The 17,560-nt window shown below is 69.9% G+C and carries 15 protein-coding genes; 10 read left to right on the top strand and 5 right to left on the bottom strand.

Features of this window, described 5'->3' with window-relative positions:
• Positions 1-185 precede the first annotated feature (185 nt).
• On the top strand, positions 186-3,068 hold the full coding sequence (locus tag FMM06_RS10865) for a PAS domain-containing protein (protein WP_185965157.1): 2,883 nt from the start codon (positions 186-188) through the stop codon (positions 3,066-3,068).
• Between the two features lie 3 nt (positions 3,069-3,071).
• On the opposite strand, the gene FMM06_RS10860 is transcribed toward FMM06_RS10865, so the two are convergent.
• Complete coding sequence (locus tag FMM06_RS10860; RefSeq protein ID WP_144237418.1) at positions 3,072-4,145, bottom strand: phosphotransferase; 1,074 nt, start codon at positions 4,143-4,145, stop codon at positions 3,072-3,074.
• Complete coding sequence (purD, locus tag FMM06_RS10855; RefSeq protein WP_144237417.1) at positions 4,145-5,374, bottom strand: phosphoribosylamine--glycine ligase; 1,230 nt, start codon at positions 5,372-5,374, stop codon at positions 4,145-4,147. Before purD ends, FMM06_RS10860 begins: the two co-directional genes overlap by 1 nt.
• Positions 5,375-5,469: 95 nt before the next feature.
• Between purD and FMM06_RS10850 the strand changes: the two genes are divergently transcribed.
• Together FMM06_RS10850 and FMM06_RS10845 are read left to right on the top strand one after the other, a co-directional pair.
• Complete coding sequence (locus FMM06_RS10850) at positions 5,470-6,801, top strand: NAD(P)/FAD-dependent oxidoreductase (RefSeq protein ID WP_144237416.1); 1,332 nt, start codon at positions 5,470-5,472, stop codon at positions 6,799-6,801.
• A gap of 56 nt (positions 6,802-6,857) precedes the next feature.
• Positions 6,858-7,343, top strand: a complete 486-nt coding sequence (locus FMM06_RS10845) for a DUF1440 domain-containing protein (protein ID WP_144237415.1) — start codon at positions 6,858-6,860, stop codon at positions 7,341-7,343.
• A 7-nt stretch (positions 7,344-7,350) separates the two neighbouring features.
• On the opposite strand, the gene FMM06_RS10840 is transcribed toward FMM06_RS10845, so the two are convergent.
• A complete protein-coding gene (locus tag FMM06_RS10840; protein ID WP_144237414.1) occupies positions 7,351-7,971 on the bottom strand; it encodes a hypothetical protein in 621 nt (206 codons plus the stop codon).
• 10 nt (positions 7,972-7,981) lie between these two features.
• Positions 7,982-8,485, bottom strand: a complete 504-nt coding sequence (locus FMM06_RS17340; RefSeq protein ID WP_144237413.1) for a hypothetical protein — start codon at positions 8,483-8,485, stop codon at positions 7,982-7,984.
• A 99-nt stretch (positions 8,486-8,584) separates the two neighbouring features.
• Here FMM06_RS17340 and xseA point away from each other — a divergent pair, with 99 nt between their 5' ends.
• Genes xseA through FMM06_RS10805 form a run of 6 tightly spaced genes read left to right on the top strand, consistent with a single transcriptional unit; the run spans position 8,585 to position 13,756 of the window.
• Positions 8,585-10,021, top strand: a complete 1,437-nt coding sequence (xseA, locus tag FMM06_RS10830) for an exodeoxyribonuclease VII large subunit (RefSeq protein ID WP_144237412.1) — start codon at positions 8,585-8,587, stop codon at positions 10,019-10,021.
• A complete protein-coding gene (locus tag FMM06_RS10825) occupies positions 10,021-10,239 on the top strand; it encodes a DUF2093 domain-containing protein (protein WP_144237411.1) in 219 nt (72 codons plus the stop codon). Before xseA ends, FMM06_RS10825 begins: the two co-directional genes overlap by 1 nt.
• The gene (locus FMM06_RS10820; protein WP_235889279.1) at positions 10,236-11,096 is read left to right on the top strand and encodes a M23 family metallopeptidase; all 861 of its coding nucleotides are present in this window, start codon (positions 10,236-10,238) and stop codon (positions 11,094-11,096) included. The genes FMM06_RS10825 and FMM06_RS10820 overlap by 4 nt, the downstream gene beginning before the upstream one ends.
• Positions 11,089-12,339, top strand: coding sequence for an aspartyl/asparaginyl beta-hydroxylase domain-containing protein (locus FMM06_RS10815; RefSeq protein WP_144237410.1), 1,251 nt, complete (start codon positions 11,089-11,091; stop codon positions 12,337-12,339). The genes FMM06_RS10820 and FMM06_RS10815 overlap by 8 nt, the downstream gene beginning before the upstream one ends.
• Positions 12,336-13,058, top strand: coding sequence for a 2OG-Fe(II) oxygenase (locus FMM06_RS10810; protein ID WP_144237409.1), 723 nt, complete (start codon positions 12,336-12,338; stop codon positions 13,056-13,058). Before FMM06_RS10815 ends, FMM06_RS10810 begins: the two co-directional genes overlap by 4 nt.
• Complete coding sequence (locus FMM06_RS10805) at positions 13,055-13,756, top strand: 2OG-Fe(II) oxygenase (protein WP_144237408.1); 702 nt, start codon at positions 13,055-13,057, stop codon at positions 13,754-13,756. The genes FMM06_RS10810 and FMM06_RS10805 overlap by 4 nt, the downstream gene beginning before the upstream one ends.
• Here the strand turns inward: FMM06_RS10805 and FMM06_RS16825 are convergent.
• Complete coding sequence (locus tag FMM06_RS16825) at positions 13,753-14,250, bottom strand: hypothetical protein (protein ID WP_185965156.1); 498 nt, start codon at positions 14,248-14,250, stop codon at positions 13,753-13,755. The genes FMM06_RS10805 and FMM06_RS16825 overlap by 4 nt on opposite strands.
• 265 nt (positions 14,251-14,515) lie before the next feature.
• Here FMM06_RS16825 and FMM06_RS10795 point away from each other — a divergent pair, with 265 nt between their 5' ends.
• A complete protein-coding gene (locus FMM06_RS10795) occupies positions 14,516-17,551 on the top strand; it encodes a TonB-dependent receptor domain-containing protein (protein ID WP_185965155.1) in 3,036 nt (1,011 codons plus the stop codon).
• Positions 17,552-17,560: the final 9 nt, after the last annotated feature.

The following is a 17,560-nucleotide window of genomic DNA, read 5'->3' as shown; positions in this document are numbered from 1 at the left end:
CAACTGTCGATGCCGTTCGCGCGTATAGCCCATCGATCACAGGGCTTTGTTAAACATTTCTTGCCATGACTAGTGATGCGGGCGGCCGGAAAGGCCATGCCGCCGGGCACCGCGCAGATCGCCAGGACCCCGACGCAGGTCGCGAACGCGACGGTCGTAACTTGGGGAGGGGCGACGAGGGGGCAATGGCGACGCGTCTCGATTCCGAGGACAGGCGCATCCTGCGCGTCATGTCACGATCGACGGCGTGGTCGGCTGCCACCAGCCTGCCGCTTCAACTGCCCGTCGACGCGGACGTGCGGCATCCGCTCGGGTTCATGCTGCGTGGCGGTATCGGGATCGTCACCGGTGGCATCGGCACGGCGATCGATTGGGCCAACGACAGTTTCCTGACGATGTCGGGCTACAGCCGGGAAGACATTGCAACGGGGCGGCTCGACTGGGCCACCCTGACGCCCGCCGACTGGCACGACGAGGACCGCAGGCGACTTGCCGTCTCGCGCACGACAGGCTTCGCCGTCGTCTATCAGAAGCAGCTGTGGCGCGCCGATGGTTCGCGCATGCCCGTGCTATTCGGCTACACGCTCGATGCCGGGCCGCCGACGGCGTTCGTCGTCGACCTGACCGCAGCCACGTCCGCCGCGCCGCGCACCGACGCGGAGGCGCATCACGCGCGCTTCTTCGAGATCAGCCACGTCGCCTTCTGGACCGCCGACGCGCAAGGGCGGATGATCTTTTCCAGCCGCCGCATAGCCGAACGGCTGGGCACCGATGTCGCGCTCGACGACGAGGCGGCGCAGGCCGAGCTGATCCACCCCGACGACCGCGCGCTGGCGGTGTCGACCTGGCAGCACGCCATCGCCAGCGGGATGGCCTATGACCTGGAGGTCCGCGCGCGCGGGCTCGACGGGGCGCCGTATCGCTGGACGCGGCTGCGCGCGTCGCCCGACCACGACGCGCACGGCCGTGTCGTCGGCTGGTACGGCACGTCGGAGGATGTCCATGACCGCCACCTCGCCGGCATTGCGCTGGCCGAGAGTGAAATGCGCTTCAAGCGCCTGGTCGACGACATGCCGGTAATGGTCTGGCTGACCGACGCCGACAACCAGACGACGTACATGTCGCGGCGCTGGTACGAATTCACCGGCCAGACCGAGGCGCAGGCGATGGGGTTGGGCTGGGTCGACGCGATCCTGCCCGAGGACCGGCCGCGCCTTGCGCCGATCCGCCGGATGATCAGGGCGGGCCGGCCCTTCGAGCTGGACTTCCGCGTCCGCCGTGCCGACGGCGAGGCGCGCTGGGTGATGAGCGCCGGTCTGCCGCGCTTCGGCCCCGACGGCAGCATCATCGGCTATGCCGGGTCGCTGACCGACATCCATGCGCGCAAGATCGCCGAGCGTGAGGTCGCGACGATGCAGATGCGCCTGGCGCGCGCGCTCGACGGCACCGGAGTCGGCGTCTGGGAGTGGGACAGCGTCAGTGACACGGTGGTGATCAGTGGCGGCGCGCTTGCAATCTCGGGCTTCCGCAACCTCGACGTCGATTATCAGCCGATCGACTATCGCGGCGCAATCCATCCCGGCGACCGGCCGCGGCTGCTGGCGGCGATGGACGATTACGTCGCTGGCCGCAGCAAGGAGTTCGCGGTCGAGATGCGGGTCCGCACCAGCGACCGCGGCTGGGTCTGGGTGCTCGACCGCGGTACCGCGACGGCGCGCGATGCCGATGGCCGTGCGACCCACATGGTCGGCACGCTGACCAACATCGACCAGGGCAAGCGCGCGCAGGCCGAGCTGGAATGGGCGGTCGACCACGACGCACTGACCGGCCTCGCCAACCGCACGCTGTTCCGCCGCCGCCTCGACGAGGCGGTCGCGCACGGGCGCTGCGCGCTGGCACTGCTCGATATCGACGACTTCAAGGCGGTCAATGACGTCTGCGGCCATGGCACCGGCGATGCGCTGCTGCGCATGCTCGCCGAGCGGCTGAGCGCCTTCGCGGGCCCCGGCGAGACCGTCGCGCGGCTGGGTGGCGACGAGTTCACGCTGATCATTCCCGATTGCGGCGACGCGGTCGGGCTGCTGGCACGGCTCGACACGCTGCGCCGCGAACTCGACGCGCCGTTCGACCACGACGGCTATCTGCTCAGCTGCCGCTCGAGCATCGGTATCGCGATCGCGCCCGATCACGGCGACGATGCCTCGACCCTGCTCAAGAGCGCCGACATCGCGATGTACAGCGCCAAGCATGCCCGGCGCGGCGGCGTCGCGCTGTTCGAGCCGATGCTCGGCGAGCGTGTCCGCCACGAAGCGTCGCGGCTCGTCGCGCTGCGCGAGGCGCTCGACGCCGGAACGATCGAACCGTGCTACGAGTCCATCGTCCGCCTGTCCGACGGCGCGCTGGCAGGTTTCGAGGCCGTCGCACACATCCCCGGCGACAGCATCGTCGACACGCACGACAGCATCGTGATCGGCGACGCGGCGGTCGCGATCCGCCTCGGCGAACTGCTGCTCGACCGCGTGCTGGAGGATTTCGCGGGCTGGCGCGCGGCGGGGTTCGCCCCCGAATTCGTCTCTATCAACGTCGCGCTGCCCGAACTGCGCCGTGCGGGCTTTGCCCAGCGGCTGCTCGGCCGGCTTGCAGCGTACGGCATTCCGCCCACCTGCCTGCGCATCGAGATCCTCGACGCGGGGCTCAACGGCGGTCGCGGTGCCGACCGCGCCGAGGCGACGATCGACGAACTCAGCCGCAACGGCGTGCGCGTCGGCATCGACCGCTTCGGTGCCGCGGCGGCGTCGCTGTCGCACCTGACGCGCCTCAGACTCGCGGCGATCAAGGTCGACGCGCAGTTCGTCGCGGGTGTCGCCACGCCGGGCAGCGAGCAGACCGTCGTGCGCGCCGTGATCGGCCTCGCGCAGAGCTTCGACCTCAACAGCGTCGCGCTGGGCGTCGAGACCGCAGTGCAGGCGGCGAAGCTGAAGGACCTCGGCTGCATGTTCGCCCAGGGCCCGCTGTACGGCGCCCCCCGCGACGCGGCGGCGACGCTGGCGGCGTTGCGCGCGGACTGAGCCTTACGCCCCCGCGCGGAGCGCCTGGGTCCAGGCGTGGTCGGCGAGGATCTCGACGCCTTCCGCGGTCTTCTTCGCGTGTGCACTCGCCGCCGTGCCGCGCACCACGCGGCCGCGAATGCCGTGGATGATCGCGGCGAGGCGGAACATGTTGTAGGCGATATAGAAATCCATGTCGGGAATGCCGCTCGGCCGCCCGGTGCGCGCGCAATAGGCGGCGATATACTCATCTTCGCTGGGGATGCCGAGCGCGGCGAGGTCGTGGCCGACGAGGCCCGGCGTGCCGACGGGGGGCATGCGGTACATCATCAAATGATAGCTGAAGTCCGCCAGCGGATGGCCCAGCGTCGACAGCTCCCAGTCGAGCACCGCCAACACCTTGGGCTCGTGGGCGTCGAAGATCATGTTGTCGCAGCGATAGTCGCCGTGGACGATGCTGACGCGGCCGTCGTCGGCGGGGATGTTGGCGGGCAGCCATTCGACCAGCCGGTCCATCGACGGCACGCGCCCGGCGTCGGTGTCCTCGAGATACTGGCGCGACCAGCGACCGATCTGGCGCTCGAAATAATTGCCGGACTTGCCGAAGTCGCCGAGGCCGATGGTCTCGGGATCGAAGTTGTGAAGCTGGGCGATCGTCGCGTTCATCGCGTCGAAGTGCGCCGGGCGGTCGGCGCGGGTCACGTCGGGGAAGGCGTTGTCCCAGATGATCCGTCCCTCGACGCAGTCCATGACGTAGAACCACGTCCCGATCACCGCGTCGTCGGTGCACAGGCCGAAGGTGCGCGGCGCGGGGAAGCCCGCGGCGTGGAGTGCGGTGATGACCTTGTGCTCGCGATCGACGGCATGCGCCGACTTGAGCAGCTGCCCCGGTGGCTTGCGGCGCAGCACATAATTGCGGGTCGGCGTCAGCAGCTGGTAGGTCGGGTTCGACTGGCCGCCGTTGAACTGGCGCACCGTCAGCGGCCCGGCATAGCCCTCGACATTCGCACGCAGCCACGCATCGAGCGCGCCCTCGTCAAAGCCCAGCCCCTCGCGCACGGCACCCGCGCCCGACATCTGCTCCTGGCGTGTCGCCATCAGACCTCCCCGATATCGCGGCGGCAGAACCCGCCCGGCCATTCGACCTTGTCGACCCCTGCATAGGCGCGGGCGCGTGCTTCGCCAACATCTTGGCCGGTCGCGGTGACTGCCAGCACGCGACCCCCGGCGGCGACGAGCGTGTCACCATCGCGCGAGGTGCCGGCGTGGAAGACGATCGCCCCCGTCGCCTCGGCGTCCACGATGCCGCCGATCGGGGTGCCGCGCCGTGGTGTGCCGGGGTAGCCCTCGGCGGCCATCACGACCGTCACCGCCGCGCCGCCGCGCCACTGCGGCTTCATGTCGGCAAGTGCTCCGTCGCACGTCGCAACCAGCAGCTCGATGAGGTCGGCGTCGAGGCGCGCCATCAGCACCTCGCACTCGGGGTCGCCGAAGCGGACGTTGTATTCGATCAGCTGCGGCCCCGTCGGGGTCAACATCAGCCCGGCGTAGAGTACGCCTTGGAACGGCGTCCCCGCCGCCGCCATCGCCGCCACGGTGGGCTCGACGATCTCGCGCATCGCCTGTGCCTGCAGGTCGGGGGTGAGGGCGGGGGCAGGCGAGACCGCCCCCATGCCGCCGGTGTTCGGCCCCGTATCGCCGTCGCCGACGCGCTTGTAGTCCTGCGCGCTGGCGAGCGGCAGCACGTGCGCGCCGTCGCACAGCACGAACAGGCTCGCCTCGGGCCCGGTCAGGAACGCCTCGATGACCACCGGCCCGGGCATGGCGTCGAGCGCCGCGTCGGCCTCGGCGCGGGTCGCGGCGATCACCACCCCCTTGCCCGCTGCCAGCCCGTCGGCCTTGATCACCACCGGCAACGACTGATCCGTCACATACCCCCGCGCCGCCTCCCCGCTGTCGAAGCGCGCGAAGGCCGCCGTCGGGATGCCGTTCGCCGCGCAGAGTGCTTTGGTGAAGCCCTTCGACCCCTCGAGCTGCGCCGCCGCCGCACTCGGCCCGAAGGCGCGCACCCCCGCGCCGCGCAGCGCGTCGGCGAGGCCATCGACGAGCGGCTGCTCGGGGCCGATCACCACCAGCCCGATCGCTTCCGCCGCGCAGAACGCCAGCACGGCCGCATGATCCGCCGGGTCGAGCGCGACGCAGGTCGCCTCGCGCGCCATCCCCGGGTTGCCCGGTGCCGCGAACAGCCGGTCGCAGCGCGGCGACTGGCGCAGTTTCCAGCACAGCGCATGCTCGCGCCCGCCGCCCCCGATGACGAGAATATTCATGGGTCGCCGACATAGCCGAACCGGACCGCCTGTCCACGCCCTTGGCTTTCGCCCCGCGCCCGCTAGGCTGGCCCCGGGCAGAGCAAGGGGATGTAATGGCAGGACGGCGCGCGGACGGGCGCAAGACGCAGATCGTCGTCGTCGGCGGCGGCGCGGGTGGGCTCGAGCTCGTCGCCAAGCTCGGCGGGCGGCTGCCGCGACGTGAGTTCGACATCATCCTCGTCGATCCCAACCCGACGCACATCTGGAAGCCGCTGCTCCACGAGGTCGCCGCCGGGTCGCTCGACGCCAACCTCGACGAGGTCGGCTACCGCGGGCATGCCTATCGCTGGGGCTATCGTTACTTCGATGGTGCGCTAGAAGGGATTGACCGCGACGCCGGGCAGATCGTCGTCGCGCCGATCCTCGACGAGGACGGGGTCGAGGTCATCGGCCGCCACCGCATCCGCTTCGACTATCTGGTGCTGGCCGTAGGCTCGGTGTCGAACGATTTCGGCACACCCGGTGTGCGCGAGCATTGCCTGGCGCTCGACAGCCGCGCCGAGGCCGACCGCTTCCGCCGCCGCCTGCTCAACCAGTGCCTGCGCGTCTCGCGGACGATGACCGCCGACCCGTCCGCCGACGCCTATGCGCGCGTCGCCATTGTCGGCGGCGGCGCGACGGGGGTCGAGCTGGCTGCCGAACTCTACTCGGCGGCCGATGCGCTGGGTTTCTATGGGCTCGAGGTGTTCGACAGCAAACGCCTGCAGGTGACGCTGATCGAGGCAGGCCCGCGCCTGCTGCCGGCGCTACCCGAGAAGCTCGCGGCCGCCGCGCATGCCGAGCTCGAGGCGCTTGGGGTTCGCGTGCTGGTCGCGACGCCGGTCATCGCAGCAACCGCCGACACGATCGAGACGAGCGGCGGCGAGAGCATCCCCGCCGACCTGAAAGTCTGGGCGGCAGGCGTCAAGGGCGCCGAGTTCCTGGCGCACATCGGCGGGCTGGAGACGACGCGCGGCAACCAGCTGGTAGTCGGCCCGACGCTGCAGACGACGCGCGACCCGCGCATCTTCGCCATAGGGGATTGCGCGAGCTTCATCCCCGCCCCCGGCGAGCGCCCGGTCCCGCCGCGCGCCCAGGCCGCGCACCAGATGGCGAGCGCAGCGTACCGTAACATCCGCGCCGCGATCGACGGCAAGCCGATGAAGGACTTCGTCTACAAGGACAACGGCTCGCTGGTCAGCCTGGCGAAGTACACGACGGTCGGCAGCCTGATGGGCAACCTCGTCGGCGGGCGCATGGCGATCGAAGGCCGGCTGGCGCGGCTGGTCTATACGTCGCTGTACCGCATGCATCTGCTGGCGATCCACGGCTGGCTGAAAGGCCTGTCGCTGCTGCTGATCGGGCATGTGAACCAGGTCGTGCGGCCGAAGCTGAAGCTGCACTAGGGGGAACCCCGGGTGCGGCGGCACGCTGTGCGCTTCGCTGCCCGAGGAGACCCGCCATGCACCGCACCACTGCCGATCCCGTTCGCGGCGCTCTCGCGGGCGTCCTCGCCGGGCTCGTCGCGTCGCTGGCGATGACGGGCTTCCAGGCGGGCGTCGCCGAGATGTTCCCCGATGCGCTCGGCGGCGGCGGCGAGCCTGCGACCGAGAAGGCGGCCGACAAGGTCAGTCGCGCGGCAACCGGCGAGGACGTGCCCGACGACGTCAAGCCCGCGGCAGGGGAGGCCGTCCACTACGGCTTCGGCGCGGCGCTCGGCGCGGCCTACGGCATCGCCGCCGAATATGGCGACGCGGTCAGGACGGGCGGCGGCACGCTGTTCGGGGCGGCCACTGCGCTGATCGCCGACGATATCATGGTCCCGGCGCTCGGCCTCGGTGGTCCGCCGACCGAGACGCCGCCCGCGACGCACGCCTATGCCATCGCCTCGCATCTGGTGTTCGGCCTCGTGCTGGAGGCGACGCGCCGCCTGTTGCGCGGACGCTGAGGCGCCGTCAGCGCCGCTCGCCGCCGAACTGCCACATGTAGTTGAGGCCGCTGCAGACGTCGAAGCTGCCCTGCGCCAGTTCGCGTCCGTCGGCGAAGACCGCGCGCATGTCGTAGGTGCAGCGCTTGCTGCCGTCGTCGGCGTCGACGCTGATAGAGACGCCCGGCGGCACCGCGACACCGCCCAGCCGGTCGGGGCCATCGGCACTGTCGTCGGCGGACGAGACGAACAGGCGGACCATCGGCTGCGACGTGTCGTTGCGCATGATGAAGCGCCGCACGACGCCGTCGTTCGACCGGCCCCACGCCGCGATCAGCCGCCGGTCGCCGGGCGCGAGCGCAGGCGCGGCGTCGGGCACCGCGCGCTGGGTCGGCGGGGCCTCGCGAACGACCGGTTGCGGCTGGGCACGGGGCGGCGGGTCGGCGGCGACCCGAGGCTCGGCGCGCGGCGGTTCGGGGTCGGCGACGGCCATCTCGCTTGGCGGCGCCGCGACTACCGTTGGCGGCGTCGCGGCGGGCGGCGCCCTGGGCATGAACTTGTCGGCGTTGGCGATCAGCGCGACGACGATCGCGCTGACCATCGAGATCAGCGCGACCTTGATCGCGGTCGCCTCGCCGCTCGTCGCCATTGGCCGCGCCTCAACCGCTGCTCGGGCGGTGGAGCGGGAAGGGCTGCGCGCCGCCCATTTGCGCGCAGATCATCTGCAGCTGGTCCCCCGTCGCCGTGCCGGTGCAGCGTCCGGGCACGCCGTTGTTGTCGCGATACTCCCACGCCACGGCGGTCCCGATGATCGTCCCGGCGCCGATGCCGGCGGGGTATTGCGGGCTGCTGATGCGCATCGCGTTGCCCTGCTGCTGGATCACGTAGGTCGCGTGCTGGAAATCGTGCCACGGGCCCGAGATGTCGACCACCGTGGGCGCGGGTTCGGGCCTGACGACCGGGTCGACCGAAATGGGACGCGGCGCCGGGTCGACGTTGACCGGCGCGGGGGTCGGCGTCGGCGTCGGGGCCGGTGACGGGCCGGGCTGCGGCGCGGGCGCGACCGGGGCCTTGGCGCCGACCTCCAGATACTTGGCCCCGATGATGCCGCCGGCACCGATCAGTGCGACGACGACTGCGATCAGACCGCTCTTTTCCGACACGGCGCCACTCCCTGTGGACAAAGTCCTAACCTATCGTTGCGGGGTGGCCAAGCGCCGCGCCGGTTGCACGCGTGCCGACGCGACCCTAGACCGGCATTGGTGAACGCTCCGTCTCCAAACACGCCCGAATATTCGGTTTCCGAACTCGCCGGCGCGCTCAAGCGCACGGTCGAGGCGGCGTACGGCTATGTCCGCGTGCGCGGCGAGATCAGCGGGTGGAAGCGCGCCGCGTCGGGGCATTGCTACCTGTGCCTGAAGGACGACGGCGCGGTCATCGACGGGGTGATGTGGAAGGCGACCGCGGGCGCTTTGCCGTTCCGCCCGGAGGACGGTCTGGAGGTCATCGTCACCGGCAAGCTGACGACCTACCCGGGCCGGTCGAAGTACCAGATCGTCATCGAGCGCATGGAACCCGCGGGCGTCGGCGCGCTGCTCGCGCAACTCGAGGAGCGGAAGCGGCGGCTCGCGGCGGAGGGGCTGTTCGATGCCGCGCGCAAGCGGGCGCTGCCGTACATCCCGCGCGTCATCGGCGTCGTGACCTCGCCGACCGGGGCGGTGATCCGCGACATCCTGCACCGCCTCGCCGACCGCTTCCCGCGTCACGTGCTGGTCTGGCCGGTGGTCGTGCAGGGCGATGCGGCGGCGGGCCAGGTCGTCGCCGCACTCGCCGGCTTCAACGCGATTGCGCCCGGGGGCAAGGTGCCGCGTCCCGACCTGCTGATCCTCGCGCGCGGCGGCGGGTCGATCGAGGATCTCGCGGCGTTCAACGAGGGAGCGGTGGTGCGCGCCGTCGCCGCGAGCCGCATCCCGATCATCACCGCGGTCGGCCACGAGACCGACACGACCCTCGTCGATTTCGCCAGCGACCATCGCGCCCCGACGCCCACCGCCGCCGCCGAGCGCGCCGTGCCGGTGCTCGCGGACCTGCGTTATAATCTGGGTGCGCTCGGGCTGCGGCAGGACCGCTGCGTCCGCAAGGGGGTCGAGAACCGCGGCGAGCGTGTCGCAGCGCTGGCGCGTCGCCTGCCGGGGCCGCGCGTCCTGCTCGGCCTGCGCCAGCAGCGCTACGACGACCTCGCCGACCGCCTGCCGCGCGCCCTGCGGGGTGGAGCCGAGCGCTGGCGCCTGCGCGTCGAGCGCAGCACCGCGAGCCTGCGCCCGGCGCTGCTCGACCGGCGCGTCGCCGCCGCGCGCGACCGGCTGGCGGGGCTCGACACGCGGCTGACGGCGGCGCTGGCGCGGCTGGTGGCAGCCGATCGCCAGAAGCTGACGCGCACCGAGGCGCGGCTGCGCCCGCTGCTGCTCGCCAACACCCAGGCGCGGAGCACGACGCGGCTGGCTGCGGCAGCGCGCCTGCTCGACACGCTCGGCCCCCGGCAGGTAATGGCGCGGGGCTATGCGATCGTGCTGCGCGGCGACCGCACCCCCGTCACCGCGGCGGCGGCGGCGCGCAGCGAACCGGCGCTGACGCTGGCATTTCATGACGGCGAAGTCACGGTGTCGACGAACCTTCCGCGGCAGGGTAGATTATTGTGATGTTGAACTTCACCGGCAGTCGTCAGGCACGTTTGCGCTATCTTCCCGGCTCGTTCGACGTGCTTGCGCCCGGCGATCACGTCACCTGCGCAGTCACCGGCAACCGCGTCGCGCTCGACCGCCTGCGCTATTGGTCGGCTGAGCTGCAGGAAGCCTATGCCAGCGCCGAGATCGCCGTGCGCCGCTACGGCGAGATGCGCGCCAAGGGACGAATTTGAAGGGAGCAGCGGTCGCACTCGGCCTGCTGGCGGCCGCCTGCGCCAAGCCTGCGCCGGCGGGGCCGATCCTGCTGACGGGCAGCGCGCAGCAGGGCGGGCTGATGTTCGGCACCGCGCCGCCGGGCACCGCGCGCCTGACCCTCGACGACCGGCCGGTGCGGCTGGCGGGCGACGGGCGCTTCGTCATCGGCTTCGGGCGTGACGCGGTGGCGGGTGAGGTGCGCGCCGAGCTGAACGACGGACGCGAAGTTGTCCGGACAATCGCCGTCCGCCCGCGCGCCTGGAACATCGAATCCATCCCCGGCCTGCGCCGTCCGTCGGGCGGGCCGAGCCCCGAGTACGAGGCGATCCGCGCCCCCGAGCTCGCACGCATCGCCGCCGCGCGCGCCGGCTCGACAAATGAGACCGGCTGGACGCAGGCCTTCGCCTGGCCCGCGAAGGGGCGGATCAGCGGCGTCTACGGCTCGCAGCGCATCCTGGGCGGCGTGCCCGGCAGCCCGCATGCCGGGCTCGATATCGCAGCCCCGTCAGGCAGTCCGGTGCTCAGCCCCGCCGACGGCGTCGTCCGGCTGGCCAACGACCGCATGAGCCTCGAAGGCAATCTGGTGATGGTCGATCACGGCTTCGGCCTGACCTCGTCCTTCCTGCACCTGTCGCGCAACGACGTGGTGGTGGGGGAGCGCGTGACGCGCGGGCAGCAGATCGGCGCGATCGGCACGACGGGCCGCTCCACCGGCCCGCACCTGCACTGGGCACTCAGCTGGGGCGACGTGAAGGTCGATCCCGGCCTGCTGGTCGGTGCGCCGACCGCGCCCGAGCCGTGGGACATGCCGGCGTCGGAGCGCGTCCATGGCTGACGGGCGGATCGCGCAACTCTACGCCGCGGCCGATGCCGCGCGTGCGGCGCGCCGCCCCGACGACGCCACGCGCCACCTTCAGGCCGTTCTCGCCATCGATCCGCGCCAGCCGCGGGCGCTGAATATGCTCGGGCTGCAGGCGCTCACCACAGGCGACGCAAAGACCGCCGTCGAAATGCTGACCCGCGCCGCCGCCGCGGCACCCCAGGCGATCGAGCTCAGGCTCAATCTCGCCGATGCTCAGCGCCGCCTCGGCGACGATGCAGGCGAGCTGGCAAGCCTCAACGCGGCGCTCGCGATCGAGCCTTATGCGGTCATCGCGCTGCTGCGCAAAGCGCAGTTCGCGGAGCGGCGAGGCCGGCTGTCCGACGCCGCCAAATCCTATGGCGCCGTGCTCAACATCGTCGCTTCGAACCCGCTGCCGCCGGAATTGGCGGCGCAGGTCGAACACGGGCGTGCGGTGGTCAATGCGAATATCGCGGCGCTTGGGACGACGCTGGCCCGCCATCTCGCCGACCCACGCGCGGCCGTCGAAAACGAGGCGGCGTGGCGCTTCGATGCCTGTGTCGAGCAGCTGCTCGGCAGGCGCCGCGTTTACCCGTCACAGCCGACCGGGCTGAGCTATCCCGGCCTGCCGCTCATCGAGATTTTCCCGCGCGCCCTGATGCCGTGGCTGAGCGAGCTCGAAGCGGCGACCGCCGACATTCAGCGCGAGTTCGCAGCGCTCGAAGGTGGCTTCGCACCCTATGTCGCGATGCCGGCCGGAACGCCGGTCAACCAATGGGAGGCACTCAACCATTCGCTCGACTGGAGCGCGCTCTTCCTGTGGCAGGACGGCATCCGCAACGACGCCAATTGCGCGCGTTGTCCGGCGACGGCGGCACTGCTCGACCGGCTGCCGCTGCTCGATGTTCCCGGCCGCGGCCCGGCCGCATTTTTCTCGGTCCTGCGGCCACGCACGCATATTCCGCCCCATGTCGGGGTCACCAACATTCGCGCCGTCGTTCATCTGCCACTTGTCGTGCCCGACGGCTGCGGCATCCGGATCGGCGCACTGACCCGGCAATGGGTGATTGGTACCGCCTTCGCCTTCGACGACACGATCGAGCATGAGGCGTGGAACGACAGCGACCAGCCGCGCGCGGTCCTGATCCTCGATGTCTGGAACCCTGCGATCGACCCGGTCGAGCGCGACCTGTTGCGCGCACTGACGGTCGGCCTCGACGCCCATGGCCAGGCATGAAATCGCTGTTCGATCTCGCCCCGCGCGCGGATCGCTCGGCGCTTGCCGAGACGTTTGCCCGTGAGCGGCGGGTGCGCATCGACGACGTGCTGACCGACGCGACCGCTGCCGAGATTCACGACGTACTGACACGGGAGACGGACTGGGGCCTCGGCTGGACCGGCGCGGGCGGCGAGGCCGCGAACATCCGCGGTGCGGCGCTGCGCGCCCTCGCGCCGCCGGCGCGTGCGGCGCTCGGCGAGGCGGCGCCTCAGCGGGCACGGCGCGGCGAATTCGCCTTCGTCTACGGCCGCTACCCGATGCTCGACGCCTATCGCGAAGGCTGGGACCCGGGGCATCCGCTCGACCTGCTGCTCGAGCATATCAATGCCGAGCCGCTGCTGGACCTGATCCGCGCGGTGACCGGCGAAGCGGTGATCAAGGCCGACGCGCAGGCGACGCTCTATGCCCCCGGCCATTTCCTGACGCAGCACAGCGACGACCAGGCGGGCGAGAACCGGCGCGTCGCCTATGTCCTGAACCTGTGCCGCGACTGGCGGCCCGACTGGGGCGGCTATCTGCTGTTCCACGACGACGCGGGCGACGTGATCGCCGGGTGGCGGCCGCGCTTCAATTCGCTGTCGCTGTTCGCCGTGCCGCAGCTGCATAGCGTCAGCTACGTCCCGCCGTTCGCGCCCGTCGAGCGCTTCGCCATCACCGGATGGTTCCGCGACGCATGACGCCGGCGTTCGACCCGCGCCTCGATGCGGCGACGGCGCACCGGGTTTTCGCCGAGACGGGGCACGTCCGGCTGACGCCCTTCCTCACCGATGCCGTCGCCGCCACGCTGCACACGCAGCTGCGTGGTCGCGAGGACTGGCGCCAGGTGGTCAACAGCGGCGACAAAGTGTTCGAGCTGAGCCGCGCCGACCGCGCCGCGATGAAACCCGAGCAGCTGGCTGCGCTCGACGCCGCCGTCATGGCAGGCGCGCGCGAAGGCTTTCAGTATCGCTACGAGACGATCCGCCTGCCCGACGGCGACGCCGCCGACATCGGCGAGCCGCTCGCGGCAGTGACCCGGAGCCTATCCGAAGGTGCGGGCCTCGCCATGCTGCGGCAGATCGTCGGTGCGCCGATCGATTTCGCCGACGGGCAGGCGACCGCCTATTCCCCGGGCGACTTCCTGACCGGCCACGACGACGCGGTGTCCGGCAAGCAGCGCCACGCCGCCTATGTCATGGGGCTGACCCCGACCTGGCGCGTCGAATGGGGCGGGCTGCTGCTCTTCCACGAGCCCGGCAATAAGGTCACAGGTGTGTCGCCCGGCTACAACAGCCTCGACCTGTTCGCGGTGCCGCGCCTGCACAGCGTCACGCAGGTCACCGCGGCGGCGGCGTTCCGGCGCTACGCCGTGACGGGCTGGCTGCGCAGCCGCTAGTTCTCGCGCCGCACACGCACGGCGATCTGCTTGTTGACGTTGGCGAGATAGCTGCCCATCGCGGCGCGGCGGATGCGGATCGGCTGGCCCGGCTTCGGATCGCTGGGGATGTTCTTCGTGTCGATCTGCACCCAGCGCGCACCGTCCTCCAGCACGAACGCCCAGTTGCGGTCGAGCCGCTTCTTCGCCGAGACGATGGTGGATTCCAGCTCGGCGAACTCGGCCTCCTCCTGCTTGTCGTCGTCGCCGCCCCCGAACAGCCCCAGCCGCGGCAACGACAGGCCGAACAGCGAGCGGCGCGCCTTGCGCAGCTGAGCCTGGTCGGCGATGACCAGTTCCTTCTTGCCGACCGCGGTGTCGATCGTCGCGACCTGCGCGTCGAAGCACGCCAGCCGCTCGGTGCTCCCCGTGATCGCGCGGCAATCGAGCAGCTTCTGGAAGATCGCCGGCGGAGCCTCGGCGACCGGCGCTGCCGCCGCGGGAAGCGCGGTCAAAGCAACCAGTGGTGCCAGAAACGAAATTCGCAGGACTGTACGCAAGATAGTCTCCTTGGGCGCCGAGGGGCAGGGCCCGGGCATAGACCTGTTGCATTTCGGCGACAACCGCCGGTTAACCGCACCGCCTCGGAGCGCATGGCTTTACAGCACGAACGCCAATCATGCATCACCCAGTCATGCCGAAGGGGACCGGCGAATTTACTTCGGACCCTGGCTCTTCGACCGGGGCCGATGGGTCCGACGCAAACAAGGGGAAGTCATTGTGATTGATAAGAAGAATTTTCTCGGACGGACTGCGCTCAGCAGCACTGCCGCGACACTGGCGCTGGGCTTCTTCGTTGCTGCGTCGCCGGCCTTCGCGCAGACCTCGGGTCCGGGCGCGCAGGGCGACCCCGTTTCGGTGACGCCGCAGGCGTCGGCCGCTGCCGAGGATGACGCGGGCGACACCATCGTCGTCACCGGTTCGCGCATCGCGCGCCGCAACCTCGACACCGCCGCGCCGCTCGCGGTCGTCAACGCCGAGGAGTTCAAGCTCGCCGGTGCGGTCAACGTCGAGCAGGTGCTCAACGTGCTGCCGCAGGTCCTGCCGGGCACCACGTCGTTCTCGAACAACCCCGGCGGCGGCGTCGCGACGCTGAACCTGCGCGGCCTCGGCACGACCCGCAACCTCGTGCTGGTCAACGGCCGCCGCTACATGTTCTTCGACACCAGCCAGATCGTCGATCTCAACACCATCCCGCAGTTCCTCATCGAAGCGGTCGACGTTGTCACCGGCGGCGCCTCAGCAATCTACGGTTCGGACGCCATCACTGGCGTCGTCAACTTCCGCCTGCGCAACAACCTCAACGGCTTCGAGATCGGCAGCCAGTACTCGATCACCGAAGAGGGCGACGGCGCACGCTGGCAGACGCATGCCGCGATGGGCACCGAGTTCGCCGACGGCAAGGGCCACATCACGGCGTTCGCCGAGTACTACAAGCGCAAGTCGATCTTCCAGGGCGCTCGTGCTCGCTCGGAATTCGCGCTCAGCGACAACTTCGCCGGCGGCCTCGTCCCCGGCGGTTCGGCGACTACCCCTGCGGGCCGCTTCGCGGTTCCGGGCACGGCCGTTATCGGTCTCGATCCGGATGGTGCTGGGCCGCTGACGGCGCCGACGCTCAACCGCGGCGCCGGGACGACCTTCGGTTCGCCGTTCGGTGCCACGTTCAGCAGCGCCACCGGTGCCAGCCGCAACTACAACAACCCGGCCGACGCTTATAACTACGCCCCGGCGAACTACCTGCAGGTTCCGCAGGAGCGTTGGTTGATCGGTGCCTACGGCGACTACGAAGTTTCGGACTCGCTGTCGGCCTACATGGAAGTGACGTTCGTCAACAACCGCGTGCCGAACGAGCTCGCCGCCACCCCGGTGACCGGCAACTTCAACGTCAACATCGCCGCCGTGTCGCCCTTCCTGGCGGCCAGCGACATTGCCGCTCTGCAGCAGATCGACGCCAACGAGACGGCGATTAATGCCGCCCGTGCAGCGAACGGGCTTGGCAACTTCCTGACCGGCACCAACGCCGCGTCGAATGCCGCCGGTGTTGTCAACATCGGTGTCAATCGCCGCATCACCGAGACCGGTTCGCGGAACACGCTCGACGAGCGTAACGCCTTCCGTGCCTTGATCGGCGTCAAGGGCGCAATCGGCGAGTCGGGCTTCAACTACGACGCCTATTACAGCTATGCCCGCACCCGGAACGCCAACGTCCAGGCCGGCAACATCTCGCGCCGCGCCTTCCAGGCCGGCCTCGACGGCACGGCTGCTGCGATCGACATCTTCGGGCCGGACGCGCTGAGCCCCGCTTCGGTGAGCCAGATCAGCATTCTGGCGCAGAACAACGACATCTCGGTGCTGCAGGTCGCTCAGGCCTCGGTCAACGGGTCGCTGTTCAACTTCGGCCTCGGTGGTGACGATGTCGGCATCGCGGTCGGCGCCGAGTATCGCCGTCTCGCGTCGCGCTTCATCCCCGACACCGCGCTGTCGTCGGGTGACGTCATCGGCTTCAACGCCGGCAACCCGACGCAGGGCAAGTACAACGTCAAGGAAGTGTTCGGAGAGCTCAACATCCCGATCGCGGCCGACCAGCCCTTCTTCCACAAGCTGGAAGTCAACGTCGCCGGCCGTTACTCCGACTACTCGCTCGAAGCGGTGGGCGGCGTCTCGACCTACGCTGCTGGCGTCCAGTGGGCGCCGATCAAGGACATCACGCTGCGCGGCCAGTACAGCCGCGCCGTCCGTGCTCCGAACGTCGGCGAGCTGTTCGGTGGTCTGCAGCAGGGCTTCCCGGCCGTGACCGATCCCTGCTCGTCGCGTAACGCGGTGGCCAACCAGACCGCGGCACTCCGCGCGCTCTGCGTCGCAACCGGCGTGCCGGCCTCGCAGGTCTTCCAGGCGTCTGTTCAGCCGAACGACCAGATCCAGTCGCAGACCGGTGGTAACCCGAACCTGGTGGCCGAGAAGTCGACCTCGTACACCTTCGGTACGCTGATCCAGCCGACCTTCATCCCCGGCCTGACGATCTCGGCGGACTACTTCAACATCGAGATCGGCAACGCCATCGCCACCGCGGGCGGTGGTCCGGCCAACATCGTCAGCCTCTGCTACAACACGTTCCGGGACGCTTCGAACGGCTTCTGCCAGCTGATCACGCGTAACTCGGCAACGGGTGCGATCGACGGCGTCACCAACCCTGATGGCAGCGTCGCCGTCGTGTTCGCCGGTGCCGCCAACCTGTCGTCGCTGTCGACCGAGGGTATCGATCTCGAGGTCAACTACACGATCCCGCTGAACTTCGGGATCGCCAGCGAAGAGTCGAAGCTGAACCTGAACTTCCTCGGCACCTGGACTGACCGTAACACCTTCGTTCCGGTGAACGGCCTGCCCGACGTGATCGAGTGCGCTGGCTTCTTCGGCCTGAACTGCGGTAATCCGCAGGGCAAGTACAAGTTCACGACCCGTGCGACACTGGTCGGTGGACCTCTGACGATCAGCGGCCGCTGGCGCTATATCTCGAAGACGCGCGATGATGACGACACGACGGATTACTTCGTCGAAACCCTCAAGGCCTACAGCCTGTTCGATCTGTCGACCTCGTTCGACATCAACGATCAGTTCACGATGGCCGCGGGCGTCAACAACCTGCTCAACAAGAAGCCGCCGGTCATCGGCAGCAACGCCGAGCAGGCCAACACCTATCCGGGGACCTTCGACACCCTGGGCCGCGACTTCTTCGTCTCGGTGAACTTCAAGTTCTAAGCTGAGAAG

Source organism: Glacieibacterium frigidum, from assembly GCF_007097155.1.
Taxonomy (GTDB): domain Bacteria; phylum Pseudomonadota; class Alphaproteobacteria; order Sphingomonadales; family Sphingomonadaceae; genus Glacieibacterium; species Glacieibacterium frigidum.
This window is presented reverse-complemented; position numbering and strand designations above follow the sequence as displayed.

Coding starts and splice junctions, on each gene's coding strand:
- FMM06_RS10865 (WP_185965157.1), top strand. CDS start 186: ATGGCGACGCGTCTCGATTCCGAGGACAGGCGCATCCTGCGCGTCATG.
- FMM06_RS10860 (WP_144237418.1), bottom strand. CDS start 4,145: ATGGCGACACGCCAGGAGCAGATGTCGGGCGCGGGTGCCGTGCGCGAG.
- purD (WP_144237417.1), bottom strand. CDS start 5,374: ATGAATATTCTCGTCATCGGGGGCGGCGGGCGCGAGCATGCGCTGTGC.
- FMM06_RS10850 (WP_144237416.1), top strand. CDS start 5,470: ATGGCAGGACGGCGCGCGGACGGGCGCAAGACGCAGATCGTCGTCGTC.
- FMM06_RS10845 (WP_144237415.1), top strand. CDS start 6,858: ATGCACCGCACCACTGCCGATCCCGTTCGCGGCGCTCTCGCGGGCGTC.
- FMM06_RS10840 (WP_144237414.1), bottom strand. CDS start 7,971: ATGGCGACGAGCGGCGAGGCGACCGCGATCAAGGTCGCGCTGATCTCG.
- FMM06_RS10825 (WP_144237411.1), top strand. CDS start 10,021: ATGTTGAACTTCACCGGCAGTCGTCAGGCACGTTTGCGCTATCTTCCC.
- FMM06_RS10815 (WP_144237410.1), top strand. CDS start 11,089: ATGGCTGACGGGCGGATCGCGCAACTCTACGCCGCGGCCGATGCCGCG.
- FMM06_RS10810 (WP_144237409.1), top strand. CDS start 12,336: ATGAAATCGCTGTTCGATCTCGCCCCGCGCGCGGATCGCTCGGCGCTT.
- FMM06_RS10805 (WP_144237408.1), top strand. CDS start 13,055: ATGACGCCGGCGTTCGACCCGCGCCTCGATGCGGCGACGGCGCACCGG.